Origin of the sequence: Paenibacillus sp. FSL M7-0802 (assembly GCF_038004945.1) — a bacterium.
Lineage (GTDB): Bacteria > Bacillota > Bacilli > Paenibacillales > Paenibacillaceae > Paenibacillus > Paenibacillus polymyxa_B.
The window spans coordinates 5,550,193-5,574,156 of sequence record NZ_JBBOSD010000001.1 but is presented as its reverse complement, the minus strand read 5'-3'; the positions used below and the strand labels follow the sequence as shown (position 1 = coordinate 5,574,156).

Below are 23,964 nucleotides of genomic sequence, written 5' to 3'. Positions count from 1 at the left end.
CCTGTCTCAGGATTCCTCTCGAACGCTAAGTTGTCCTGTACCTGGTTCATTCAGAACAATTCGCGCTTTGACGGTCGATCCATCTTTACGCTTAAAAGACAACAATTGCGTCTGTCCCTTCGTCAACAGAGATTTGAGCATCGTTCCGGTAATCTGCTTTCCAGCATATTCCTTCCAGACGACAAAGCCACAACCCTGCTTGTAGTGGCTGCACCCATACCCTTTGCGGCCTTCTATAATGCTTCCGCCGCAATTAGAGCGTGGGCAGCTACCCAAAGCTTGCCTTTGGCTCACCGAAAAGCCTGAGGCTCCTTCGGAGGAGCTGCGTGCAGCGGAACCCGCTGTTCCCGCAGCACGACTTGCTGGTGCTGCTGCCTGCTCCAGCGTTGCGCTTCCACCGCGTCCTGATGTAGCACGCCCCACCCCTTTAGCGGCGGTGCCTCTACTCGCGCGTGCATTACGTGCGCCTTCTTTTCCAGCTGCACGCTTTCCCCTTGCTTCCTCGCCAAAGGCATTTGCCGGAGCCGGTGGCTGCTGCCTCACCTTGTCAATGATGGACAACGTAAATCTTTTAACGTTATCCATAAACTTCTCTTGAGCCGCCTCTCCTTTGGAAATTTGGTGTAGACGACGTTCCCATTGACCAGTCATCTCCGGCGAGGCTAATAGATCAACCCCAGCATGACGGATCAGGTCAATAGCCATCTTTCCCTTTTCCGTAATAAGAATCTTTTTGCCCTTCATTTCAATATAGCCAACCTTTTTCAATCGTTCAATTGTGGCGGCCCGCGTCGCAGGTGTGCCTAAACCGGCGTCCTTCATGACCTCACGCAATTCCTCATTCTCCATCTGTTTGCCCGCGCTTTCCATCGCCTTAAGCAATGTACCCTCCGTGTAGCTTTTAGGGGGCTGAGTCGCCTTTTCTTTCATCTCGGCCCGAACACAATCCACGGGACGCCCCGCATCAATCTCAAACTTCTTATCCGTCCACTCGTCCGTTTCCTCTTCATCCTCTTTTTTCGGTGATTTGCTCTTTTTACCTTTATCCTGATCAGCCTTACTCAAAACCACTTTCCATCCCAAGGAAAGAAGCTCTTTGATATTTGTTTTAAACAGATGCTTGTCCACCTGTGTCATTACGGTATGCATTTTGTATTCAGCAGGTGGGAAAAAATGTGACAAAAACCTGCGAATAACCAGGTCATATACATTTTGCTCCTCCTTGCTTAACGTTCCTGGCCTTTTTAACGTCGGCAGAATAGCATGGTGATCCTCAACACGAGATGGATTGCAGACCGATTTATTCTGTTTATGGACCAAATTGGGGTTGGCTTGTTGTACCAGATCAGCATAAGGACCTGTCCCCAGCATCCGTAGTGCCTTGTGCATGCCGTCTATATTTTGCTCTGTCACATAGTTAGAATTGGTACGCGGATAGGAAATGACCTTGTGTCGCTCATAAAGCGCTTGTGCCACATCCAGTGTTTTTTTGGCCGAATAACCGTACTTGGCATTCGCCTCGCGTTGAAGCAGCGTTAAATCGTACAATTTAAAAGGATACTCTTTTGTCTGCTTGGTATCATATTTGGTGATTTCACCTGTTTTTCCGCGCACGGCCGCAGCGATCGCCTCAGCTTCCTCTGGCTTCGTCAACCGATCCCCCTGCCACGCACCTTTGTACTTGATCTGTTCTTGCTTAAATTCAGCCCACACATCATAGAAGGTTTGAGACTGAAATGCCTCAATTTCCTTTTCCCGGTCATGAATCAGTGCCAGCACGGGAGTCTGCACCCGTCCTACCGACAGCAGTGTGTTATGTCGTGTTGTGAACGCTCTGGAAGCATTCATTCCGATCAGCCAGTCCGCTTCACTTCGTGCCCGCGCAGCTTGAGTCAGAAATTCAAACTCCGAAGCATCTCGCAATCGTTCAAAGCCTGTCGCAATACTTTCCGCTGTCAAATCTGAAATCCACAGTCGTTTAACTGGCTGATGCAACTTCAATTGCTGTTGAATCAACGCAAAAATATATTGCCCTTCCCGTCCAGCATCACAAGCATTTACGATGGCATTGCAGCGTTTAGCCAGTTCACCAATCATTTTCAGCTGATCTTTTGTTTTCGGATTCGGTACAATTTTGAACTGCTCAGGGATAATAGGAAGATCCTTAATATTCCATCGTTTGTACTTATCATCGTATGCATCCGGCTCAGCCAAACCCAACAAATGTCCGATCGCCCAGGTTACAATGTATTTCTCACCTTCCAAATAGGTACGGTTATTTTTAGCCCGCGGCTCCATAACAGCGGCAATCGTCCGTCCCATATCTGGTTTCTCAGCAATAATCAACGTCTTCATTCATACTCCATTCCTTCCTGACGGCCTTCTGTTTCTCCTCCATGAATCATACATATACATGGAATGTTAATGAAAACACAGGTATCCTGGCCTCATGCAAAAGGAGCCTTCTCCCGATGAAAGCTCCTTTGTAAATTCATTTAGTCAAACGCTTCAACAATATACGTGTATTATACCATAGATGCCATGCTTCTCTCAGGTCATGATTTTAAACAGTCAATAAAAGTTATGTATATGTTAATTTATATTACATAAATATCGGATTTTATCTAATTTTCTTGTGAATTAATTCTTTTTCTATAAAAAAGCTACACTAAACACTCTTTTTTATGTTATGATCAATATAGATAAGAAATATATGGTGAGATAATTAAATTGGAGTTACATTAACTAACATCAATTTCACAATGTTTCACAGCTTAATAATCATTTATTCATTTATCGCTTCTGACAGACTCAGCTTGAAATACAATAAAGCCCCATCCGAAGATGGAGCTTTGACTGATCCGTAACATAAAATTTATAATTACACCAAAACGGTAGCGCCCATGAGGTATTTATCAACCTCTCGTGCAGCTTCGCGACCTTCATTAATAGCCCACACGACAAGACTTTGTCCGCGACGCATATCACCTGCAGCAAAAACCTTATCTACATTGGTAACATATTTTCCATAACGTGCTTTAACGTTGGAGCGACGATCCGTCTCCAAACCAATTTGCTCTACAATCGTTTGCTCAGGACCATCAAATCCAATGGCAATAAGAGCAATTTGTGCAGGGAATATGCGCTCCGTACCTGGAATCGGTTGATAGATTTTGCGGCCCGTTTCATCAACAATCCGTTGAATTTGAATGGTGTGTAGCTCTTTCAAATTACCGTTCTCATCACCTACAAATTTGGTCGTCATGATGGAGAACTCACGCGGATCTTCTCCGAACAACGCCTTCGCTTCTTCCTGTGCATAATCGAGAGAATACACGTTTGGAAATTGTGGCCAAGGATTGGCAATCGGGTCACGCTCCATAGGCGCTTTGGTGTGAGTGCCAAATTGAGTGACACTCCGACAACCATGACGCAAAGAAGTAGCTACACAGTCTGAACCCGTATCACCACCACCGATTACAATAACGTCTTTACCTTGGGAGGACAAATAGTTGCCATCTTCCAGGTTGGAATCCAAGTAACTTTTGATGGTACCATTCAGATAGTCCATCGCATAATGAACACCCTTCAAATCGCTACCTTCAATGTTGAATTCTCTTGGCTTCGTAGAACCACCACATAGGACAACCGCATCATATTCAGCAATCAACTGATCGGTAGGGATATCTTTGCCGATTTCCGTATTTGTGATGAATTGAATACCTTCAGCCTCTAGCAAATCCACACGCCGCTGAACAACCTTCTTATCCAATTTCATAGACGGTATTCCATACATCAATAATCCACCCACACGGTCCGCACGCTCATACACAGTCACGCTGTGTCCTGCTTTGTTAAGCTGAGCAGCTGCAGCCAAACCTGCCGGACCCGAGCCGACAATAGCCACTCGTTTGCCTGTACGCTTTTCTGGCGGATTAGGAACAACCCAGCCTTCCTCAAAGCCTTTTTCGATAATAGCTTCCTCAATGGTTTTAATTGTAACCGACTGCCCGATCAGGCCGACTGTACACGAACCTTCACATGGCGCAGGACAGACACGACCTGTGAATTCCGGGAAGTTATTCGTTTTGTGCAGCCGCTCTAGCGCTTCCTTCCACAAACCACGATATACGAGATTGTTCCATTCCGGAATGAGATTATGAACCGGGCAGCCTAAAGTTGCTCCCATGATATCCATCCCCGTATGACAATAAGGAGTTCCGCAGTCCATACAACGCGCCCCTTGGGTACGCAGCTCTTCTTCAGACATATGCTTATGGAATTCTTCCCAATCCTTTATACGCTCTGCCGGATCCCGGTCTGTAGGAAGCTGTCGTGTGTATTCCATAAATCCAGTTGGTGTAGACATGTTACGTTCCCCCATCTCTTCGCTTATGAACCCCGATCATCCATTCAGAATTTAAGTCAAATTCGAATTTGTCTGTTTGTATTATGAAAGGGTCTGTTCTCGTTGAATTTGATTTATTGTATCACAATACAGCGTAAAAGTGATGAAAACTTATGCAACTTTCTGCATCAACAGCCAAAAGGATTTTTTATATGGTTTATTAATTTTTCAAATGAGTGGGGTCGGATACAGTCTATTCTTATTCCGTTCTCTCGTAAACAACAAAACGATACTCATAGGGATTTTTGTCATCCTTGATACCCGGGGTCTCACTGACTATATTCCAGCCGTTCCAACCCAGCTCAGGGAAGGTTGTATCGCCTTCAAAAGTCTCCTCAATCCGAGTCACAATCAGCCGATCAGCATGTGGCCAAAACAGTGAATAAATCTCCGCTCCTCCAATGACCATTAACTCCTCCTGCTTTGCTAATTGGAGCCCTTCTTCCAGTGAATGAATTACTTCTGCACCTTCTGCCTGATAGCGCTGATCTCGAGTCAAGACGACGTTACGTCGGTTTGGCAGGCTTTTTCCTCCAAAGGATTCCCACGTCTTGCGTCCCATGAGTACCGTTTTATTAATCGTCTGCTCTTTGAAAAAAGCCATGTCTCTAGGGAGGCGCCAGGGAAGTTTGTTATCCCGGCCAATCACACCATTTTGTGCCATAGCCCATATCATTGAAATGCCCATTTTTCCACCTCCTCTAATCAGATGGCGACAGGCGCCTTAATCCCTGGATGATACTCGTAATTTTCAAAAGCAAAATCGTCGTAGGTATAATCAAAAATCGAATCCGGCTTGCGCAGAATTTTCAACTGAGGCAACGGATAAGGATCACGTTCCAACTGCGTATGCACTTGCTGCATATGATTTGAATAAATATGCACATCGCCGCCTGACCAAATAAATTCGCCGGGCTCCAAACCGCACTGCTGTGCAACCATATGCGTTAGCAATGCATAACTTGCGATATTGAACGGTAACCCTAAAAAGGTATCCACAGAACGCATCGTTAGCATACAGGAAAGTTTCCCTCCAGCTACATAGAACTGAAATACAAAATGACATGGAGGCAACTTCATCGATTCGATTTCAGCCACATTCCAAGCACTGACGATGTGTCGACGTGAATCCGGATTATTTTTAATAGCCTCAATGACATTCGAAATTTGGTCAATATGTTGTCCATCTGTTGTTTCCCACGAGCGCCATTGCGATCCATATACAGGCCCCAGATTGCCCTGCTCATCGGCCCATTCATCCCAAATGGTAACTCCGTTCTCTTTGAGATAAGAAATGTTGGTATCTCCCCGCAAAAACCATAACAGCTCATGAATAACGGATTTCAAATGTACTCTTTTGGTGGTCACCAAGGGGAAGCCCTTGGCCAGATCAAAACGAAGTTGTCTTCCGAAAACAGATAGTGTACCCGTTCCTGTACGATCCTCTTTTTTTACTCCATTCTCTAAAATATCCTCCAGCAGTTCCAAATAGTTACGCACGTTATTCCTCTCCTTTGAGCATGAATAAAAACCTGGCATCGCCAGATTCTAATCTTTAAAATTCTTTTTCTGCACCAATATCTATATTTAGTTTATCATGTACGGTGCTTCGTTGACCATGTACTGTGTGAATTTTCATAGTAGTCCTGAAAATCCTAAAGCTTGAAAAAAAAGAGACAAAGAGCGCAGATATAGCGCTCCTTGCCTCTCTTTGTCATGTATGAAAACCAAAAACGAGATAATGAAAAATGGTATTAGCGACGTGGTGCCAATGCGTGGATCGGATGACCCAGCACGACTTCTGCTGCTTCCATAACGATTTCGCCCAATGTAGGGTGAGCATGAATAGTCAAGGAGATATCTTCGAGTGTAGCACCCATTTCAATCGCCAGACCCAGCTCAGCAATAAGGTTGGAAGCTTCCAGACCTACGATTTGCGTACCCAGTACCAGACCTGTGTCAGCGTCAGCTACGATTTTCACAAAACCTTCAGCAGCGTTCAGGGAAACCGCACGACCGTTTGCTCCATAAGAGAACTTGCCAACTTTGACATTGTAGCCTTTTTCTTTGGCTTGTGTCTCTGTGTAGCCTACACTGGAGCATTCTGGATCTGTGAAAACGACAGCCGGCATACACTTGTAATCTACTACAGACGGCTCACCTGCGATTGCTTCAGCAGCTACTTTACCTTCGTAAGAAGCTTTGTGCGCCAGAGCAAGACCAGCTACGATATCGCCGATTGCAAAGATGTGAGGAATGCTAGTACGTCCTTGGTGGTCAACTTTCACCATTCCGCGCTCATCCAGTTCGAGGCCAATCAGATCCAGACCCAGTTCACCGTCAGTGTTTGGACGACGTCCAACAGTTACAAGCAGATAATCAGCAGTTACTTCTTTGCTTTCGCCGTTAACGGAGAATTTCACTGTTACGTCTTTATCTGTTTGCTCTGCACTTTCCGCTTTAGCGCCAGTGAAGATTTCGATGCCAGTTTTCTTCATGCTTTTCGCAACGATTGAAGTCATATCTTTGTCGAAACCAGGAAGCACTGTATCCATACCTTCAATGATCGTTACTTTGGAACCGAATTTGGAGTACATTTGTCCAAGTTCTGCACCAATGTATCCACCACCGATTACGATCAGGCTTTTCGGAATTTCAGGCAGGTTCAATGCTTCTGTAGAAGACAGAATGCGTCCGCCAAATGGGAATGGTTTCAGTTCGATTGGACGAGAACCTGTTGCGATAATTGCATTTTTAAAACGGTAACGTGGTGATTCATGTTCGTTGAATACACGCGCTTCGTTTTCGTTGATGAACATGCACTCACCATTGAAAACTTCAACTTTGTTGCCTTTGAGCAAGCCACTTACGCCGCCTGTCATTTTCTTAACAACACCGTTTTTGAATTCTTGTGTTTTAGCAAAGTCTACTTTTACGTTCTCAGCCGTAATACCGAAAGACTCGCCATGTTTAGCTGCTTCGTATTGATGAGCTGCAGAGATCAAAGCTTTGGATGGAATACATCCACGGTTCAGACAGACACCGCCCAGCTCAGATTTGTCAACGATCAATACGCTTTGTCCCAATTGTGCGGCACGGATGGCAGCTACATAGCCGCCAGGACCCGCACCGATAACCAATGTGTCAATATCCAGAGAAGCGTCTCCTACTACCATTGATTACACCTCCATAACAAGCAACTCAGGGTTAGCGAGCAGCTGTTTGATATAGTTCATGAAGTTTTGAGCAGTTGCACCGTCAATAATACGGTGGTCAAAGCTCAAGGAAAGAGCCATTACTGGAGCAGCTACAATTTCACCGTTTTTCACGACTGCTTTTTCACTGATGCGGCCAGTACCCAAAATCGCAACTTCAGGGAAGTTAATGATTGGAGTAAAGAACATACCGCCTGCGGAACCGATGTTAGTGATGGAGATTGTGCTCCCTCTCATCTCATTCGCAGCCAATTTTCCATCACGACCGCGCACAGCTAGATCACGAATGGAATCAGCAATCATCCAGATACTCTTACGATCAGCATCTTTGATAACAGGAACGATCAAGCCGTTGTCTGTATCTGTAGCGATACCGATGTTGTAGTATTTTTTGTAGACAATTTCGTTTGCTTCTTCGTCGATCGTGGCATTCAGAGCCGGGAATTGACGGGAAGCAGCAACCAAAGCTTTTACGATGAATGGCAGGTAAGTTACTTTTGTGCCTTTCTTCTCAGCAATTGGTTTGATACGAGTACGGAAAGCAACCAGTTCAGTTACATCTACTTCATCCATAATCGTAACGTGCGGAGCCGTATAAGCCGATTTAACCATAGCATTGGAAATAGCTTTGCGGATACCTTTAAATGGTACGCGCTCTTCCTCAGCACGTGGATCTGCTGCTGGTGCGGATGGTGCTGCAGCTTTCGCTTCTTTCTTAGCAGGCTCTTGTGCTTTTGCAGCTTCTTTCGCTACTGGTGCAGCCGCTTGACCTCCACCATTTTTGAAAGCTTCTACATCTTCTTTGGTGATTTTACCATTTTTGCCGGAGCCACTCACTTGAGCGATGTTTACACCTTGCTCACGAGCAAATTTGCGGACGCTAGGTGTAGCCAATACGTCTTTGTTAGAAGCAGCAGGTGTTGCAACTGGTTTTGTGTTAGCTCCGCCTTTTGCAGCATCCTCTTCTTGTTTCACAGCAGCTGGTGCATCTTCTTGTTCAGGAAGTTCGCCCTCTGCAGCGATTACAGCCACAACTTGACCTACATTAAAGATGTCGCCGTCTTTGGCAAATACTTCTTGAACCGTACCATTGACTGGACACGGAACTTCAACTACTGCCTTATCGTTCTGTACTTCCATGATGATATCTTCATCTGTTACTTTGTCGCCGGGCTTGATGTGAATCTTGATGATTTCGCCTTCGTGAAGACCTTCACCCAGCTCTGGGAATTTATATTCAAATCTAGCTGTACCTGCAGCTCCGCCTTGTGCAGCAGCACTTGGTTCAGGGCTAGCAGCTGGTGCTTCTGGTGCATCTTCTTGTTCAGGAAGTTCACCTTCTGCATCAATTACAGCTACGACTTGACCTACGTTAAAGATGTCGCCGTCTTTGGCAAATACTTCTTGTACTGTACCATTAACCGGACAAGGAACTTCAACTACAGCCTTATCGTTTTGTACTTCCATGATGATATCTTCATCTGTTACTTTGTCGCCGGGCTTGATGTGAATCTTGATGATTTCGCCTTCGTGAAGACCTTCACCTAGCTCCGGGAATTTATATTCAAATTTAGCCACGTTTAAAACCTCCCAAATTTACGGTGTGCTTTAATTAAAATTCCAATACTTTATTAACCGCATCAATGATACGTGTTGGCGTTGGCAACCAAGTATCTTCAATTTGAGCAAAAGGATAAACGGTATCCGGACCTGCTACACGCAGAACGGGTGCTTCCAGATGCAGGATTGCTTTTTCGTTAATTTGTGCAATAACTTCAGCAGCTACACCGGAGCTCTTTTGCGCTTCTTGAACAACGATGGCACGATTGGTTTTTTGAATAGAAGCAACAACGGTATCAATGTCAATCGGGCTAATGGTACGCAAATCAATGATTTCTACTTTGATACCTTTTGTTTTTTCCAGCTCATCAGCAGCTTTAATCGAAGTGTGTACCATCATACCGTAAGTAATGATCGTCACATCGGAACCTTCACGAACTACATTAGCTTTGCCCAGTTCAACTGTGTAATCATTCTCAGGAACTTCAGCGCGGAATGCATGATACAGGTTCAAATGCTCCATGAAAAATACTGGATCATTGTCTCGTATAGACGCGATCATAAGACCTTTTGCATCGTAAGGGTTGGAAGGAACAACAACCTTGATACCAGGTGTTTGAGCCAGAAGACCTTCCAAGGAATCTGTATGCAGCTCGGCTGCCTTAACACCGCCACCAAAAGGTGTACGGAATACGATTGGAGAATTGTAACGTCCACCGGAACGGTAACGCATACGGGATGCTTGAATTGCCATTTGATCGAGTGCTTCAAAGATAAAGCCTACGAACTGGATTTCAGCTACAGGGCGGAAGCCTTGAATACCCAGACCCACAGCAAGACCCCCGATTGCGGATTCCGCTAGCGGAGTATCGAATACACGTTCTTCGCCAAATTCTTTTTGCAGACCTTCCGTAGCGCGGAATACGCCACCTACATGACCTACGTCTTCACCGAAAAGCAGGACGTTAGGGTCGCGTTTCAACTCTACGCGCAGTGCGTCACGAATCGCTTCTTTCATGTTCATTTGTGCCATTTGCTTCATTTCCTCCTTAAACATTGACAGATCAATTTCAGTTCAGGTCAATCGAAAAGCAGACCGGATCGGGTTACCGCCCGGTCTCTTTTAAGTTCAATTATTTAAAATCAGCTTTTTGTTCTTCCAAGTGCTTAGGCGTTGTTTCGAACATGCTATCAATCAGGCCAGGAATTGTCATTTTCTCTGTTTTCTCGGCTTTTTTGATCTCTTCGTTCACTTTTGCCTTAGCTTCTTCTTTTACGCGAGCTGTATCTTCTTCAGTCCAAAGACCTTTTTTCTCAAGGTATTTCGCAAAGCGGGCAATTGGATCTTTCGCATTCCATTCGCCTTCTTCTTCTTTAGAACGATATTTTGTTGCATCATCAGAAAGGGAATGCGGACGGAAACGGTACGTTACGGCTTCAATCAATGTAGCACCTTCGCCATTACGTCCACGTTCTGCAGCTTCTTGAACGGCTTTAATAACTGCAAGCACGTCCATGCCGTCAATTTTCACGCCTTTAATACCAGCAGCTACTGCTTTATGAGCGATCGAAAGAGCAGCCGTTTGTTTTGAGAATGGAGTCGTGATCGCGTAACCATTGTTTTGCACAAAGAAAATAACTGGCAACTTGTATACACCAGCATAGTTCAGGCCTTCGTAGAAATCACCTTCGGAAGAACCGCCGTCACCTGTATATGTAATGGCGACTTGTTTTTGCTTTTTCAGTTTGTAACCCATCGCAATACCCATAGCATGCAAAATTTGCGCGCCAATGATGATTTGCGGCATCAGTACATTAACACCGTCCGGCACTTGGCCGCCGTGTTGATGACCACGGGAATACAAGAAAGCTTGGTATAATGGCAGGCCATGCCAAACGATTTGCGGAATATCGCGGTAGCCTGGAGCAATAAAGTCTTCTTTTTGGAGCGCATATTCGCTACCAATCATGGTTGCTTCTTGTCCGGATACCGGAGCGTAGAAACCGAGACGTCCTTGACGGCCTAAGTTAACGGCACGGTCATCCCAAGTACGTGTAAATACCATTCGATACATAATTTCTTTCAATTGATCATCTGTAAGTTTAGGCAACATATCTTTATTGATAATTTCACCATCTGGAGAAAGTACGGACAGCGCCTCAACTTCCTCTGTGTAAACTTCATAAGGAACCTTGCTCATTTTCTTCACCTCAACAAAAAAATTTGAATATCAAGTTCCGCTGTTATAGGATTATTATACACCTGTTATATCGCTCGCGTCAAAGATTTAGTTATTTTTTTTGAGTTTGCCACATTTTTGTGTGTGTAACAGGGTGTGTTTTTTACTATAACAGCTTAGTACATGATTGAAATTTTAAACATCTATTGCAATCAGGGTAATCTTAACTTATTGTGATCCCGAATGCAAAATAATACCCAAGAAAGGTGACGAAAAATGACGGATTCTCGGTATTTAAAACGAACCATCCTTAAAGACGAAGTAGACAGCCGCTTTCTTGGCGAGACCAGAACTCTCCGGATTTATTTGCCGCCCGGCTATAATGAAATATTGAGCTACCCGGTCGTATATTGTCAGGACGGAGAAGAATTTTTCAATTTTGGCCGCATTGCAACTCACGCCAACCGCCTCATTCTAGATGAGGGCGTCGAACCCTTCATTATTGTAGGAGTGGAAGTGAATACCAAAATCAGAACTCAGGAGTATGCTCCCTTTGGCAATCGTTTTGAGGCGTATACCGCCTGCTTTGCAGAAGAAATTATTCCCTATGTAGAGCAAAAGTATCCTATAAGAAAAGATGCAGCGTCCCGCATTTTGGCGGGGGATTCACTGGGAGGCAGTGTGTCTCTGCATTTGGCTTTGATGTATCCTCAGCTATTCAACCGCATTATCAGCCTCTCAGGTGCTTACTATGAAGCTTCGCAGGAAATCATCGCCGGTGAGAAAGATCTGTCTCATTTGCGGGTGTGGATGACAGTTGGCCTTCAGGAAGATGCATTTGAGAGTGATACTGGCATTTACAACTTTGTAGAGCTTAACCGTCAATGTGCAGATTTGCTGCGCGAACGGAACGCTGAAGTTTCTTACCGTGAAAAGGATGGCAAACATTTGTGGGGCTTTTGGCAAAACGAGTTGCCTGACGCGCTAATGTATTTTTTGGATCGCGCCTGAGTAAATATTCTTCCAGGTAACTAAGGGGAATGAGAGCATTGACCTAATAGGTCATAAAGCTCCTTCCTCTTTTTCATAATTTGGTTACGCTTTCAAAAGTGTATAACGAAAAACGGCAATTATTGCCGTCATCTTTCGTTCACATTATAGCTTTTCTTCTATGATCTTGTCCAGCAAGGCGTCGCACCCTGCGTCCATTAATCGATAGGTCTCTTCAAAATTCCCTGTAAAATACGGGTCGGGTACTTCTCTTAATTTTTCTTGAGGGAGCAAATCCATAAATTTTAGAATATCAGCCTCCGCCCCACCTGCAATCTTACGCATGTTTTGTTCATTGGAGTCATCCATGCACACAATATAATCAAACGCGTCAAAATCGCGGCCCGTTACTTGCCTCGCCTGTATGCCTTGTTCGCTGATTCCATGCAGCTTAAGTTGCTTTAGTGTTCCCTCATGCGGGGGATTTCCGATGTGCCAGTCGCCTGTCCCGGCCGAGTCTACCCCGATTTCTGCACCCAATCCCCGTTCCTGCGCCTTATGTCTCAGTATCGCCTCCCCCATCGGAGAGCGGCAAATATTGCCCAAACATACAAACAAAACGTTAATCATTTCGTTCTCCTTCCTATTACACGTTACACTTCCTTTTTTCTGTTTCATTGTATCCGTGTCCTCCAAAATTGTGCAAGCCATATTTAACGCGGTATACTTAAAAACGATGGTATATATAGGATCGTATCAGAAAGAAAGGATGTTGATTATGACAAAAAAACGAGCGATTGTATTTTCAGGCGGTCGTCTTAATGAAGAAGATTTACATCAAATACAACCCGATGATTTTATTATAGGTGCAGATAAAGGTGCTCTTTTCCTGATCGAACACGGTATTACACCACATGTCTCTGTAGGAGATTTTGATTCGATCACACCAGAGGAAAAAGAAAAGGTAGAATTAGCAAGCCAACGTATGATTGCGTGTGATCCAGTACTTAAAGACTTAACAGATACTGAGCTTGCTTTGGAAATCGCTATGGACGAGCACGTAGATCATGTATTGTTGCTTGGTGTGACTGGCACCCGGATGGATCACACATTAGCTAATGTTCAAATATTGGTACGCGCAATGCAGCATCATATTAGCTGCGCTATTATGGACGCACATAATTATATTAAGCTCACCGGATCAACGCTTGAGATCCAGCCTATGGGCTATACATATACATCGCTGCTTCCTATGACTTCCGAAGTAACAGGTATACAACTGGAAGGATTTATGTATCCGCTACATAATGCCACCCTCAAAATGGGACAATCGCGTGCTGTCAGTAATAAGCTAACGGCTTCAAAAGGTACGATTTCCATCAAAAGCGGTCTACTACTCGTTATTCAAAGCAAGGATTAATTATGACATTGTTGTAACCATTGTTCAGATTGTTCTTTCACTCAAAACCCTTGATTAACAAGGGTTTTTCCGTTTATAGAGATCTATGAATCGATATATTTTTTACAAATTGTAATTTTTAATCGTTTTTTAATAAACGCTGTGTAAGTCTTGTCCCTCAAGCATTTGAGAGTTCTTTTCCAACTATTAGGCGGCTTCAAAACTGTTATACTCAACGCTGTCAGTTAGTTAGCAACTCAGCAAAATATTGCACAAATCAATTTCTGGAGGTACTTACAACATGAATATGCATAAAATCATAAAAAAGGTAATTATAGCAGGGGTCGCAGCCACTATCGGCTTTGGTACTTTTGCAATTGAGGGAACAAATACGGCACAAGCTGCCACTACTACTTCAGTAGGCCAAAAAGTAATTAACTACGGTGAAAAATATATGGGAACTCCTTATAAGTTTGGAGCTTCCACGAGCACTACACGTAATTTTGACTGTTCTTCTTTTATGAAGCACATATTCAAGAAATACGGAGTGGATTTGCCACGTACTTCTGTTCAACAGTCTAAAGTCGGACATGCCGTATCCAAGTCCAATTTGAAAAAAGGTGACTTAGTGTTCTTTTCAAGCGGTAGCCGTGCCACAGGACGCAACATTACCCACGTAGCAGTCTATATGGGCGGGGGGAAAATTTTACACACTTACGGCGGACCTGGCGTGACCATCTCCGATTTGAACTCCAGCAACTGGAAAAGAACATACATTAAAGCACGCCGCGTGCTGTAACTCATTTTGAAATATGCGAGCCGGGACGAAAAGTTCCGGCTTTTTTATATACCTTATGCTATTCTGATACGGTTGGTGTTCTGAGTGAATAACCAATACCTCGTTCCGTACGGATCATTTTAAACTTATACCCTTTATCTACTTTAACCCTCAAATGTCTGATATAGACGTCTACTACGTTCGTATCAACGATATAATCATGTTTCCAAACATCCTTCAGAATTTGCTGCCTGCTACAAACTTGGTTAAGATGTATCGCCAGATGAAGCAAAAGATCAAATTCTTTCGGAGTTAGTTCCAGCTTTTGTCCCCCTCTGCTCACCATTCTGCTTGCATTGTCTATATGTAAATCACCCGCTTCGATCGCCCTTTTCACATCACGTTCAATACCAAAAATCCGCAATAAATTAGCCACTCTTGCCTGAAAAACTCTAGGATAAAAGGGAAGAACGATCACATCATGTGCCCCTTGTTCAAAGCAGGAAACAATATGGTCCTCCTCATCTGATGAAGTCATTGCAAATAGCGGGACATGAGGATGGTTTTGCTGCAAAATGCGAATCAAGCCTTGTGTATCCGCCTGTTCATCTCCTATGTTCAGGAGTAGCAAATTCACCGGATTGTGGGCTGCATAAGAGCTTGCATCCGATGTATTGCTAACATGTACCACCTGATAACCTGCCTGCTCCAATGGAAGAACAATTACGGGAGACGCTTCATTTACATCCACAAGTAAAATTAACGGGCTCATCTTTTCACCCACCTGGTTTGGACATAGCATTACATTGGATACGAACAAGTTTGTTATAAGCCATTAAAGCATATTAATATTATTGTAACAAAAAAGCAGAAAATCATTCTCCAAAGAATGGCTTTCTGCTTTTATGGTTTAACCCAAATAGCGATGATACAGACTTCTTGCTTTTGCCACGTCCTTTGTCCCATGGATCAACGCTCTGCCATCTGCAAAAACAACCAAGCGATGCTCGCTTGTACTAAAGGAAACCAAAAACGGATTCTGCTCTACTTCTCCTTCTCCCAAAGAAGCAAATCTATCTGCTATTTCCGCAAGATTCAGATGTGTCGGGTTTGCTGGTCTAATTTGAACGGTATCCCTGCCGCACAAAACATCTGTTTTCTGCCGATGAGAGGCCGACAAGTAGGGATACGTCGGTTGGTTGCCGCAAGAAGGACAATTCTCCTTTTTAACGCTATCTACTGCTATCGCTACATACTCATTTTTCCACAAATCAAACGAAAGCAGCTTTCCTCTCAAATCTTCTGGATATCCACCCAGAAGTTTGAAAGCTTCCGTAGTTTGGTTAGCCGTGACCATCTGTACGGCCTGCGGAATAATCCCGGCGCTATCACAGGTTTCACCACCAAACGGCACAGTTCCCAGCAGACAGTGAAGACAAGGCGTTTGACCCGGTAAAATGGTGTAGGTTACACCATAGCTGCCCACACATCCCCCATAAATCCAAGGAATCCGATGCTTTAGTGCCATGTCATTCATAAGAAGTCGGGTATCGAAATTATCGGTTGCATCCATTATGAGATCTACCCCCTGGATCAACTCTTCCAGCTCTTCCACCCTAACATCCAGTACATGTGCATGTATACCCGTTTCCGAATTAATATCCTTTAATCTTCGCTGAGCAGCTACTGCTTTGGGACATCTTTGCGCAGCATCACTTTCCTGAAAAAGCTGTTGGCGCTGCAAATTGCTCCATTCCACATAGTCCCGGTCTACGAGGCTCACTGTACCTACGCCCCCGCGAACAAGTGTTTCCGCAATACCTGTGCCTAGCGCTCCAACACCTATGATTAATACGTGAGAGGAAGCAAGCCGACGTTGTCCTGTCGGTCCAAAGGGTGTGAATCTTTCTTGTCTGGAATAACGGTCACTTGGATGTGTTCCTCCTGCACCGGATTTGTCAGATACCTTCATGCCTGAATCATGCCTTCTGTCGGACTGCTCGCTGAAGCGTAACGTTTTACAGGAATCATCCCCGCCTCAAAACCATATCTTCCAGCACGAACAGCCAGTTTCATAGCCTCAGCCATTTTTACTGGGTTCTTCGCTCCTGATACGGCTGTGTTCAACAAAACAGCATCTGCCCCCAACTGCATCGCCATTGCCGCGTCACCGGGTGAGCGAATACCCGCATCGACAATAACCGGAACCTCCGCCTGTTCAATAATTAGTTCTAATGAAAACGGATTGAGCAAACCATGTCCTGTACCAATCGGTGAAGCTCCAGGCATAACGGCGTGTACTCCAAGCTCTTGTAGCCTCTTGGCTAGAATCACATCGTCCGATATGTAGGGCAGCACGATAAAGCCTTCTTCTAACAGCTTTTCACTAGCCTTCAACGTTTCAAAAGGGTCAGGCAGCAGTGTCTTGCTATCCCCAATGACTTCCACCTTAATCATATCGCACAAGCCGGAGGCTTTTGCCAATTGGGCAATACGAATGGCCTCCTCTGCTGTTGTAGCCCCTGCTGTGTTGGGAAGAAGTGTATATCGGCTCAAATCCAGCATATCGAGAAAATGCTGCTTATCCCGTTCCTCCAAGTTCAATCTCCGTACAGCAAACGTCAATATTTCCGTCTCAGCAGCCTCTACGGCTTGGGATTGGATATCTAGATCAGAGAATTTTCCTGTTCCCAACAACAACCTTGAGGTAAAAGATGCTTTTCCAATGGTTAACATGATCAACCGCCTCCCACAAAATGTACAATCTCTAGGCAATCTCCATCCTTCAGTACCGCTTCATCATGATCTTCACGGGTCAATATACGCCGATTCAGCTCTACCACTACGGTTTTCACCTTTACATCAAGCTCATGTAGCAATTGATCCACATGAGTGATTCGATTAGAAAAGGTCAGGCTCTGGCCGTTAATCGTCAGCTTCATAAGCTTTCCTCCTTGAGGAGCTCAGAAGAAAATCTACTTATCCCAAGTTCAGCTGCACCAGCCCCATTAAGCATAGCTGCCAGCGCACGCCCGGTAGCATCACTCAGCAGGACACCGTTGCGATAATGCCCGACGGCAGCATATACGCCCTCGACCCCAGGGACAGTGCCTATAAAAGGATGACCTGATGCGGCCTGCGGACGTAAGCCCGCCCAAGTGCGTATAAAAGAAGCTTCACGGACGCGCGGCAGCCAAGCAGAGGCACGTGCCAGCAACCCCTCCAAGCCTCCTACGGTCACCTCTTCATCATATTGATGCGGAAGGCTCGTTGCCCCAATCCAAAGCTCGTTATTCTGTTTAGGCACGAGGTAAATATCATCAGCATAAATGGTGTATTCTAACGGGTGATCCTTCAAGGAGACCGCTACCGCTTCACCCTTGACCGGATAAAGTGGATATTCAAATCCAACCTGCGCTAGCAATTTCATGCTATCCAAGCCTCCGGCAATAATGACCTGATCGCAGGAAAAAAAGCCACTATCTGTTCGAACACCGCAAACTCGACCATTCTGTATGACCAGTTGCTCTGCCTGTGTACCAGACCATACCGTTGCCCCCAGCACCGCAGCAGCACCTGCATAAGCATGGCAAAGCTGGACAGGAGCCACTTGTGTCTCCTTTGAACGATATATTGCCCCGATCGCTTGTTCATCCAAACCTGGAATTCGTCGGGCCAATTCCCTCGCATCCCACCAGATAGGACAATCATCCTCTCGCGTTTTAGCAGCTTTCCAGCGTTTTTGGCCTTCAGTTTCCGTACGGAAAGGAGTCACAAATCCTTCTGTACGGAATTCCACCGAAATACCTGACAAACGCTCCAGATCACAAACAAGCTCAGGGAATGCGTCTCGACTTATGCGAGCAAATCGTGCCAGCTCAGAGTCGGTGAACTCTTCACTTTCCGCTGCCAGCATTCCAACCGCTGCTCCTGAGGCTCCCTCACCCGGGATCAATCGTTCCAGCATGATCGTACTTCTTCCCTCCTTGGCCACATGATAAGCAATGGAACTGCCGATGACACCTCCACCTATGACCAAGCATTCAGCGTGTCCTATCGCTCTTGCCTCTATGTGTATCTTTGGCATTTGTTCCGTGTCTCCTCTCCATAAACCATTCTGCTTTCAGCTTGCCTCTACTCTCGTTTTCTCGCTACAGGTCGTGAACTACAAGATCTGCCATTCGCCTATATTCCAGCGCAGCTGCAACGGGCGACTCAGCCTCCCATATACCAGACATCACCGCAATTCCGCTTGCTCCGGCCCTATAAAGCTCCGGGATATGGTGCGGTTGTATGCCGCCCAGCGCGATCACCGGAATGTTCGACAGCCTGCAAATATGTTCAAGCTGAGCTAAACCCCGTGGTACAATACCGGGCTTACAATGGGTCTCATATATGTGACCATAAAGTACATAGTCCGCTCCTACCCGCTCGGCAGTCTGCGCCTCCTTCAAGGAATGCACAGATACTCCACAGCGTGTACCCTTTGGAAGTAGGCTTTTCACATCCGCTACAGGTAATCCATTAGCTGGTAGCTGGACGGCTCCAACCAAAGTAAGTAAAGCTACATCCACACGATCATTTACTACAATTTGTTGCAAAGGAACTCCCTGCTCCACCATGCTGCGAGTCAAAGATAGCAATGCAGAGGCACCATTCTGTTTTAAACGTGCGTGTACATAATGAACATACGGACAAATCACAGCAGCCACTTGGGCTGCTTGTGCAAAAGTGCCCTTTTCCATCGAAATTGCGTGTAATTCGATTTTGTCTTCACCTCACATTGGACTAAAAGATCTAAGCTTAGCCAGTCACGTCTACCAGCAGTAATGAAAGAGGATTGTATGTGAATCGTCTACGGAAGCTCGAACAACTTAAAGTGAACGAAACGCAAAAAAACCACTTCCCCAAGGAAGTGGTTTAACGAACGTCCAATAATCGAACGGACAATGATATCCGTATACGTGTATCGTCCCACGCACAAACAAAAATAAGATGGTGTTGCCTTGTTTGTACGGCGCTCACTTCCCTACGCTGGCATAACCCAGATCAGGTGCAAAGGGTCCGAAATCCATTTATTCCGTCTCAGCCGCATGGGCGGCTCCCCTAGTGTGACTATTTTATTGTATAAGCTAAAGATAGCTTAGCATATTTTCCTAATTCTGCAAACCCCACTTCGTGTGAAATATGCAGAATTGGATTTAGTTGATGTTAGTTAACTTTACTTGACCACTCTTCCACATTCCACGTTTTGGTTACCCAATCCTCGTAAAAGTCCGGTTCGTGAGATACAAGCAATACGGTCCCTTTGTATTCCTTCAAGGCACGTTTCAGCTCATCCTTAGCTTTAACATCCAAGTGGTTGGTAGGCTCATCGAACAGTACCCAGTTGCTTTCACGCATTAACAGTTTGCAAAGACGGACTTTAGCCTGTTCTCCACCACTGAGCGCAGATAGCGGACGCGTGATATGCTCATTCTTTAAACCGCAACGCGCCAAATGCGCTCGTACTTCATGCTGGTTCAAATGTGGGAATTCATTCCACACATCGTCAATCGGTGTAATTTTCTCCGCCTTTACTTCCTGCTCAAAATAAGCGGGCTGCAAAAAATCACCTTGATAGGTTTTTCCACTGATTGGCGGTATTTTTCCCAATATGGTTTTGAGCAATGTCGATTTACCGACACCGTTGTAGCCAACAATAGCAATCTTTTCGCCACGTTCAATCGTCATGGACATTTTAGGCAAAAGGGCATGCGTATAACCAATCTCAAAATCAATACCCTCAAATACCGTCTTTCCGCTTGCACGTGCTTCTTTGAATTGAAAGGTTGGCTTCGCAGCTTCTTCAGGCTTATCTATACGTTCGATCCGATCAAGTTGCTTTTCACGGCTCTTTGCTCGGCCTGATGTAGAGGCACGCGCTTTATTACGCTGAATAAAATCTTCCTGTTTCTTAATAAAGTCCTGTTGCTTCTCATAAGCATCAATATGCTGAGCTTTGTTCAGATCCGCCATTTCAAGAAACTTTTCATAGTTAGCTGAATAACGGGTCATCTTGGCAAATTCAAGATGGTAAATAACATTAACGACCTGGTTCATAAACTCAGTATCATGTGAAATAAGAATAAAAGCATAGGGATAATCCTTCAAATAGCGCGTAAGCCATTCAATATGCTCTACATCCAAATAGTTGGTAGGCTCATCCAGCAGCAGGACATTTGGCTTTTCCAACAGCAACTTAGCAAGAAGCACCTTTGTCCGTTGCCCACCGCTAAGTGCAGATACATCCCGGTCCAGTCCTATGGCCGACAGACCTAGTCCATTCGCCATTTCTTCAACCTTCACATCAATGAGGTAAAAATCCCCCATATCCAGTTGCTCCTGAATTTCACCCATCTGTTCCAGCAGCACTTCCAACTCTTCAGGAGAAGCATCCCCCATTTTGTCAGTAATCTGCATCATTTCCTTTTCCAATTCCAACAAAGGAAGAAAAGCGTCTTTCAAAACATCACGTACCGTTTTGCCCGGTGTCAGCTTGGTATGCTGATCCAGATAGCCGTAACGTACACGTGGAGTCCATTCCACTTTACCCTCATCCTTAAGCAATTTTCCAGTCAGAATGTTCATGAGTGTCGATTTACCGACACCGTTAGCTCCTACCAAACCTACACGTTCCCCCGCAAGCAATCGAAAGGAAACATTTTTAAATAATGCGCGGTCCCCAAAGTTGTGAGATACATTTTCTACAGTCAATAAACTCATAAGCTGTTTTTGGCTCCTTATTGTCATCGGCGCTGCCGACTGTTCTTATTTCATATGCATTTCGTTTCTTTCAAAGCTTTATTGTAGCACATTCTGCAACCATATCGGAATATGGAAAACAGCGATTTTTAAGGTTTTTGATATGGATCTGCCTAAAAAAAGAAAAACCACCCATGAAGGTGATTATTTTAAGCCATTATAACATTTGTACTCAAAGTATCCCGCAGCTGCTGCAGATTTTTCATCCGCAAAACGTTCACTCGCTTTAAAGGGAGCTGGACATGAATCTCTATAAAAATATTTCATCCCAGTATCTGGTTCTATGCCGCCTATAATGTCTTGCTTTCTAACGACTCTCCCACCACCAAATCCATAGTTATTGTAATACCTGTCTCCGACCGGAATGCCTTGGATAAACGCGATCAGACCCACATCATCTACTGTGTTGTACCACTCCTCTTGCGGAATGAGCGGTAGCGTGAACGTATAAGTTATGCCGTTACGTGCAGCTTTTTCGTTATGGACATTAATAATTCGCGCCAGGTCCTCTTGGACGCTGCGAACGATGGTGGAACGACGTATTTGCTCAAAAGTTTCTGAATTATTCAGTAAAGATATAGGGGTCTGGTCCTGAAGTTCCTTTTGAAAGCCCTCCACCCACCTGTGATTCCGCGCATCATATGCGTGCACATAATTATCCAAGGTGAACCCCACACTGTTGCCTACTGAATCAACATAGGCATATGGCTTTTTTTCGCTCCATTTGGGACCTATGGCAGCTTGTCCATGCTCGTCGGTATAGGCTTCTGAAGTGAACGCATAATAACCGTCATAATCTAGAATTACAATGGCTGGTATGTAATCCAATAATGCACGTTGTGCTACTATATCCCCATCAATGCCTACATTAAGAAAAAGGGTGTGCAGGAACGTGTGCAGCGCTGCTTCTTTATCTACACGAAAAAACTTATCCGATCCGTATCCGGCCTCGCGTTCTTGACGTTCATTCTGTGAGAGCATAACCCCCGCATCCTGAACTGCGGTACGGAGAGCCGACGTATATTTCATTTCTAGCTGCTGCACTTCACGCTGATTCTGGACCCGTAAGTCACTAACTACACCAAAGGGCAAAAACAAAAGTATAAATATGACTGCAAAATCAGTAATCTTCATTCAGAACCATGCCCCCGTAAGAAGCTGTAACTGCCGGCTTTCCGCTATCTGCCCCACCGAGAAGCCATGATTTGTACAAGTCCGCAGGAGTCCGATTCGTATTATGTAGCCGGACCGTAAAATAATCCCCGGCCATCAAGGTATACCGACGTGGCTGATCTGATTTTGGCTGCTGATTGTCAGGAAACAGTACAGGTAAGATTTGCGGATTATAGTACCCATCATATACAGTTTCATAATTGCCCAGAAAACTGTCTGGCTTCGCGGCATCTGCATAGTCCGGTACATACTTTTTGTGCATATGCTCCAAGTCAACTTTGTAGATATTGCCTGTCAATTCCAGATCACGCATAAAATCGTTATACATCGTCGGTGTAATGTAACCTTTGGTTCTTACCATATCAACAAAACGTACAGTTGAATGATATGTATTTAACCCGGATATATCTTCCTGCCGTTCAGCAGCTTGAGCTGCGGGTACGATGTACAAAAGCAATACAGCGATCAGCGCCCCCAACAGCTTGGATATTGTTTGAACCACTTCATTCCTCCCCCAATTTCTCAAAACGTACAGATGTTATGTCCCCATTCCCATTACGCTGTGGGTATATGGAATATAAAGAAGAAGCATCCAAGGTCGATACATCAGGCTCAAACGGTTCAGAATACGCATCGTACTCTGTCCCGTCGACATGAATCGAAATCCCCTCCTGTAAGTTCATGCGAATTGCCTGCATTACCTGAGTTCCTTTTATCCGTTCCGGCAACCCCACCCCAGCAGTACGGGCTATTCGCCCTTCAGAATGCTCTTCCTGCTGTGATCTTAATTCCAGTGCACCATCCAGCTGGCTGGACAAGTCTGCTGCCGTTACACATGCGGTTATGAACAGAATAACTGACACACCAAGCCGCAGCATGCTTGAAGCGTGATCAGACATACTCTCATCCCCCTTATGATTATTATCTTTACTGTAGTGCTTAGGACTGGGTAAACAACAATCCACGGACAACGTTCGATTTGTCCTTGACGATTTCAGCCTTGAATTTGCCACTTGGATTTACGTATTCATTCTCTTTCTCATTAAGCGTATTCGTGATTTTCCCAGTCTTATCACTGCCGCCATTCACGGCGCCATACTGTTCACTGTCTGGGCTAATGTTCAGAGCATTACCGTACCACTGGCCTGCCATATTTTTGCCGGTTTTAATCTGAATGCCGAATTGGTCCTTCCCCTGAAACTTCCGCAGCGCATTGGTCACCTGGGAACCGCTAATCGTTGTGCCGTCATATACCGTAAAAGAGGCCTGAGACAATTCGGTCTGGATATCAGCAAAATTGTTTTGTGCCGTTTTAGTCGCCTCCTGGGCTGAAATAAACAGTATAACTACAATCGTAATTAGAGCGATGGTCAAAAATATCCCAGCGGCTACCTTTAAAGCTGTTGATGCGTTATTCATTATTTTTCTCTCCTTAGCTTGTTATTTTGTATTAGTCA

23 protein-coding genes and 1 riboswitch are annotated in these 23,964 nt (G+C 44.9%); of the genes, 3 read left to right on the top strand and 20 right to left on the bottom strand.

From position 1 onward, the window contains the following. Nucleotides 1-6 precede the first annotated feature (6 nt). From MHB54_RS25530 to pdhA, 8 genes are all read right to left on the bottom strand, one after another. On the bottom strand, nt 7-2,355 hold the full coding sequence (locus tag MHB54_RS25530) for a type IA DNA topoisomerase (protein ID WP_264453696.1): 2,349 nt from the start codon (nt 2,353-2,355) through the stop codon (nt 7-9). Nucleotides 2,356-2,881: 526 nt separating this feature from the next. Continuing rightward, complete coding sequence (locus MHB54_RS25525; RefSeq protein WP_264453695.1) at nt 2,882-4,369, bottom strand: glutamate synthase subunit beta; 1,488 nt, start codon at nt 4,367-4,369, stop codon at nt 2,882-2,884. 238 nt (nt 4,370-4,607) lie between these two features. Then, a complete protein-coding gene (locus MHB54_RS25520) occupies nt 4,608-5,096 on the bottom strand; it encodes a dihydrofolate reductase (protein ID WP_023988968.1) in 489 nt (162 codons plus the stop codon). A 17-nt stretch (nt 5,097-5,113) separates the two neighbouring features. Continuing rightward, entirely contained in the window at nt 5,114-5,908 is a 795-nt protein-coding gene (gene thyA, locus MHB54_RS25515; protein ID WP_023988969.1) for a thymidylate synthase, read from the bottom strand. Between the two features lie 254 nt (nt 5,909-6,162). After that, the gene (gene lpdA / locus MHB54_RS25510; RefSeq protein WP_023988970.1) at nt 6,163-7,584 is read right to left on the bottom strand and encodes a dihydrolipoyl dehydrogenase; all 1,422 of its coding nucleotides are present in this window, start codon (nt 7,582-7,584) and stop codon (nt 6,163-6,165) included. Nucleotides 7,585-7,587: 3 nt separating this feature from the next. Further along, entirely contained in the window at nt 7,588-9,201 is a 1,614-nt protein-coding gene (locus tag MHB54_RS25505) for a 2-oxo acid dehydrogenase subunit E2 (protein WP_053325598.1), read from the bottom strand. Between the two features lie 34 nt (nt 9,202-9,235). Beyond that, nucleotides 9,236-10,216 carry an alpha-ketoacid dehydrogenase subunit beta gene (locus tag MHB54_RS25500; RefSeq protein ID WP_013310510.1) on the bottom strand — a complete coding sequence of 327 codons (981 nt, stop codon included), beginning with the start codon at nt 10,214-10,216 and terminating at the stop codon, nt 9,236-9,238. Nucleotides 10,217-10,316: 100 nt separating this feature from the next. Continuing rightward, the gene (gene pdhA, locus MHB54_RS25495; RefSeq protein WP_013310511.1) at nt 10,317-11,384 is read right to left on the bottom strand and encodes a pyruvate dehydrogenase (acetyl-transferring) E1 component subunit alpha; all 1,068 of its coding nucleotides are present in this window, start codon (nt 11,382-11,384) and stop codon (nt 10,317-10,319) included. A 255-nt stretch (nt 11,385-11,639) separates the two neighbouring features. Between pdhA and MHB54_RS25490 the strand changes: the two genes are divergently transcribed. Then, nucleotides 11,640-12,374 carry an alpha/beta hydrolase gene (locus tag MHB54_RS25490; RefSeq protein WP_023988972.1) on the top strand — a complete coding sequence of 245 codons (735 nt, stop codon included), beginning with the start codon at nt 11,640-11,642 and terminating at the stop codon, nt 12,372-12,374. A 144-nt stretch (nt 12,375-12,518) separates the two neighbouring features. Here the strand turns inward: MHB54_RS25490 and MHB54_RS25485 are convergent, their stop codons facing one another. Then, a complete protein-coding gene (locus tag MHB54_RS25485; protein ID WP_023988973.1) occupies nt 12,519-12,983 on the bottom strand; it encodes a low molecular weight protein-tyrosine-phosphatase in 465 nt (154 codons plus the stop codon). 148 nt (nt 12,984-13,131) lie between these two features. Between MHB54_RS25485 and MHB54_RS25480 the strand changes: the two genes are divergently transcribed. Together MHB54_RS25480 and MHB54_RS25475 are read left to right on the top strand one after the other, a co-directional pair. After that, complete coding sequence (locus MHB54_RS25480) at nt 13,132-13,773, top strand: thiamine diphosphokinase (RefSeq protein WP_264453694.1); 642 nt, start codon at nt 13,132-13,134, stop codon at nt 13,771-13,773. A 280-nt stretch (nt 13,774-14,053) separates the two neighbouring features. Then, nucleotides 14,054-14,551 (top strand): C40 family peptidase, encoded by a 498-nt coding sequence (locus tag MHB54_RS25475; RefSeq protein WP_023988975.1) that lies wholly within the window; start codon nt 14,054-14,056, stop codon nt 14,549-14,551. A gap of 58 nt (nt 14,552-14,609) precedes the next feature. Here the strand turns inward: MHB54_RS25475 and MHB54_RS25470 are convergent, their stop codons facing one another. The 11 genes from MHB54_RS25470 to MHB54_RS25420 all read right to left on the bottom strand — a co-directional run bounded on the left by MHB54_RS25470 (nt 14,610) and on the right by MHB54_RS25420 (nt 23,926). Continuing rightward, nucleotides 14,610-15,302: a response regulator transcription factor gene (locus tag MHB54_RS25470; protein WP_023988976.1), complete on the bottom strand. Its 693-nt coding sequence runs from the start codon at nt 15,300-15,302 to the stop codon at nt 14,610-14,612. 138 nt (nt 15,303-15,440) lie between these two features. Continuing rightward, the gene (locus MHB54_RS25465; protein WP_264453693.1) at nt 15,441-16,502 is read right to left on the bottom strand and encodes a ThiF family adenylyltransferase; all 1,062 of its coding nucleotides are present in this window, start codon (nt 16,500-16,502) and stop codon (nt 15,441-15,443) included. After that, the gene (locus tag MHB54_RS25460) at nt 16,499-17,266 is read right to left on the bottom strand and encodes a thiazole synthase (RefSeq protein WP_023988978.1); all 768 of its coding nucleotides are present in this window, start codon (nt 17,264-17,266) and stop codon (nt 16,499-16,501) included. The genes MHB54_RS25465 and MHB54_RS25460 overlap by 4 nt, the downstream gene beginning before the upstream one ends. A gap of 2 nt (nt 17,267-17,268) precedes the next feature. Further along, nucleotides 17,269-17,472 carry a sulfur carrier protein ThiS gene (thiS, locus tag MHB54_RS25455; protein ID WP_013310519.1) on the bottom strand — a complete coding sequence of 68 codons (204 nt, stop codon included), beginning with the start codon at nt 17,470-17,472 and terminating at the stop codon, nt 17,269-17,271. After that, complete coding sequence (gene thiO, locus MHB54_RS25450) at nt 17,469-18,617, bottom strand: glycine oxidase ThiO (RefSeq protein WP_071558660.1); 1,149 nt, start codon at nt 18,615-18,617, stop codon at nt 17,469-17,471. The genes thiS and thiO overlap by 4 nt, the downstream gene beginning before the upstream one ends. Nucleotides 18,618-18,681: 64 nt before the next feature. Next, the gene (locus MHB54_RS25445; protein WP_081391172.1) at nt 18,682-19,275 is read right to left on the bottom strand and encodes a thiamine phosphate synthase; all 594 of its coding nucleotides are present in this window, start codon (nt 19,273-19,275) and stop codon (nt 18,682-18,684) included. Nucleotides 19,276-19,539: 264 nt separating this feature from the next. Then, nucleotides 19,540-19,648, bottom strand: a riboswitch (TPP riboswitch). Between the two features lie 93 nt (nt 19,649-19,741). Next, entirely contained in the window at nt 19,742-21,295 is a 1,554-nt protein-coding gene (locus MHB54_RS25440; RefSeq protein WP_023988981.1) for an ABC-F family ATP-binding cassette domain-containing protein, read from the bottom strand. Between the two features lie 183 nt (nt 21,296-21,478). After that, nucleotides 21,479-22,468 carry a hypothetical protein gene (locus tag MHB54_RS25435; RefSeq protein ID WP_053325603.1) on the bottom strand — a complete coding sequence of 330 codons (990 nt, stop codon included), beginning with the start codon at nt 22,466-22,468 and terminating at the stop codon, nt 21,479-21,481. After that, nucleotides 22,455-23,009, bottom strand: a complete 555-nt coding sequence (locus MHB54_RS25430; RefSeq protein WP_028541716.1) for a hypothetical protein — start codon at nt 23,007-23,009, stop codon at nt 22,455-22,457. Before MHB54_RS25430 ends, MHB54_RS25435 begins: the two co-directional genes overlap by 14 nt. A 1-nt stretch (nt 23,010) precedes the next feature. Further along, entirely contained in the window at nt 23,011-23,406 is a 396-nt protein-coding gene (locus MHB54_RS25425) for a hypothetical protein (protein WP_071558656.1), read from the bottom strand. Between the two features lie 40 nt (nt 23,407-23,446). Next, complete coding sequence (locus MHB54_RS25420; RefSeq protein ID WP_023988985.1) at nt 23,447-23,926, bottom strand: hypothetical protein; 480 nt, start codon at nt 23,924-23,926, stop codon at nt 23,447-23,449. Nucleotides 23,927-23,964 lie beyond the last annotated feature (38 nt).

Excerpts from the sequence above, each read along its gene's own strand:
- MHB54_RS25530 (WP_264453696.1), bottom strand. The coding sequence starts at position 2,355 with ATGAAGACGTTGATTATTGCTGAGAAACCAGATATGGGACGGACGATT.
- MHB54_RS25525 (WP_264453695.1), bottom strand. The coding sequence starts at position 4,369 with ATGTCTACACCAACTGGATTTATGGAATACACACGACAGCTTCCTACA.
- MHB54_RS25520 (WP_023988968.1), bottom strand. The coding sequence starts at position 5,096 with ATGGGCATTTCAATGATATGGGCTATGGCACAAAATGGTGTGATTGGC.
- lpdA (WP_023988970.1), bottom strand. The coding sequence starts at position 7,584 with ATGGTAGTAGGAGACGCTTCTCTGGATATTGACACATTGGTTATCGGT.
- MHB54_RS25500 (WP_013310510.1), bottom strand. The coding sequence starts at position 10,216 with ATGGCACAAATGAACATGAAAGAAGCGATTCGTGACGCACTGCGCGTA.
- pdhA (WP_013310511.1), bottom strand. The coding sequence starts at position 11,384 with ATGAGCAAGGTTCCTTATGAAGTTTACACAGAGGAAGTTGAGGCGCTG.
- MHB54_RS25490 (WP_023988972.1), top strand. The coding sequence starts at position 11,640 with ATGACGGATTCTCGGTATTTAAAACGAACCATCCTTAAAGACGAAGTA.
- MHB54_RS25485 (WP_023988973.1), bottom strand. The coding sequence starts at position 12,983 with ATGATTAACGTTTTGTTTGTATGTTTGGGCAATATTTGCCGCTCTCCG.
- MHB54_RS25480 (WP_264453694.1), top strand. The coding sequence starts at position 13,132 with ATGACAAAAAAACGAGCGATTGTATTTTCAGGCGGTCGTCTTAATGAA.
- MHB54_RS25475 (WP_023988975.1), top strand. The coding sequence starts at position 14,054 with ATGAATATGCATAAAATCATAAAAAAGGTAATTATAGCAGGGGTCGCA.
- MHB54_RS25470 (WP_023988976.1), bottom strand. The coding sequence starts at position 15,302 with ATGAGCCCGTTAATTTTACTTGTGGATGTAAATGAAGCGTCTCCCGTA.
- MHB54_RS25465 (WP_264453693.1), bottom strand. The coding sequence starts at position 16,502 with ATGAAGGTATCTGACAAATCCGGTGCAGGAGGAACACATCCAAGTGAC.
- MHB54_RS25460 (WP_023988978.1), bottom strand. The coding sequence starts at position 17,266 with ATGTTAACCATTGGAAAAGCATCTTTTACCTCAAGGTTGTTGTTGGGA.
- thiS (WP_013310519.1), bottom strand. The coding sequence starts at position 17,472 with ATGAAGCTGACGATTAACGGCCAGAGCCTGACCTTTTCTAATCGAATC.
- thiO (WP_071558660.1), bottom strand. The coding sequence starts at position 18,617 with ATGCCAAAGATACACATAGAGGCAAGAGCGATAGGACACGCTGAATGC.
- MHB54_RS25445 (WP_081391172.1), bottom strand. The coding sequence starts at position 19,275 with ATGGAAAAGGGCACTTTTGCACAAGCAGCCCAAGTGGCTGCTGTGATT.
- MHB54_RS25440 (WP_023988981.1), bottom strand. The coding sequence starts at position 21,295 with ATGAGTTTATTGACTGTAGAAAATGTATCTCACAACTTTGGGGACCGC.
- MHB54_RS25435 (WP_053325603.1), bottom strand. The coding sequence starts at position 22,468 with ATGAAGATTACTGATTTTGCAGTCATATTTATACTTTTGTTTTTGCCC.
- MHB54_RS25425 (WP_071558656.1), bottom strand. The coding sequence starts at position 23,406 with ATGTCTGATCACGCTTCAAGCATGCTGCGGCTTGGTGTGTCAGTTATT.
- MHB54_RS25420 (WP_023988985.1), bottom strand. The coding sequence starts at position 23,926 with ATGAATAACGCATCAACAGCTTTAAAGGTAGCCGCTGGGATATTTTTG.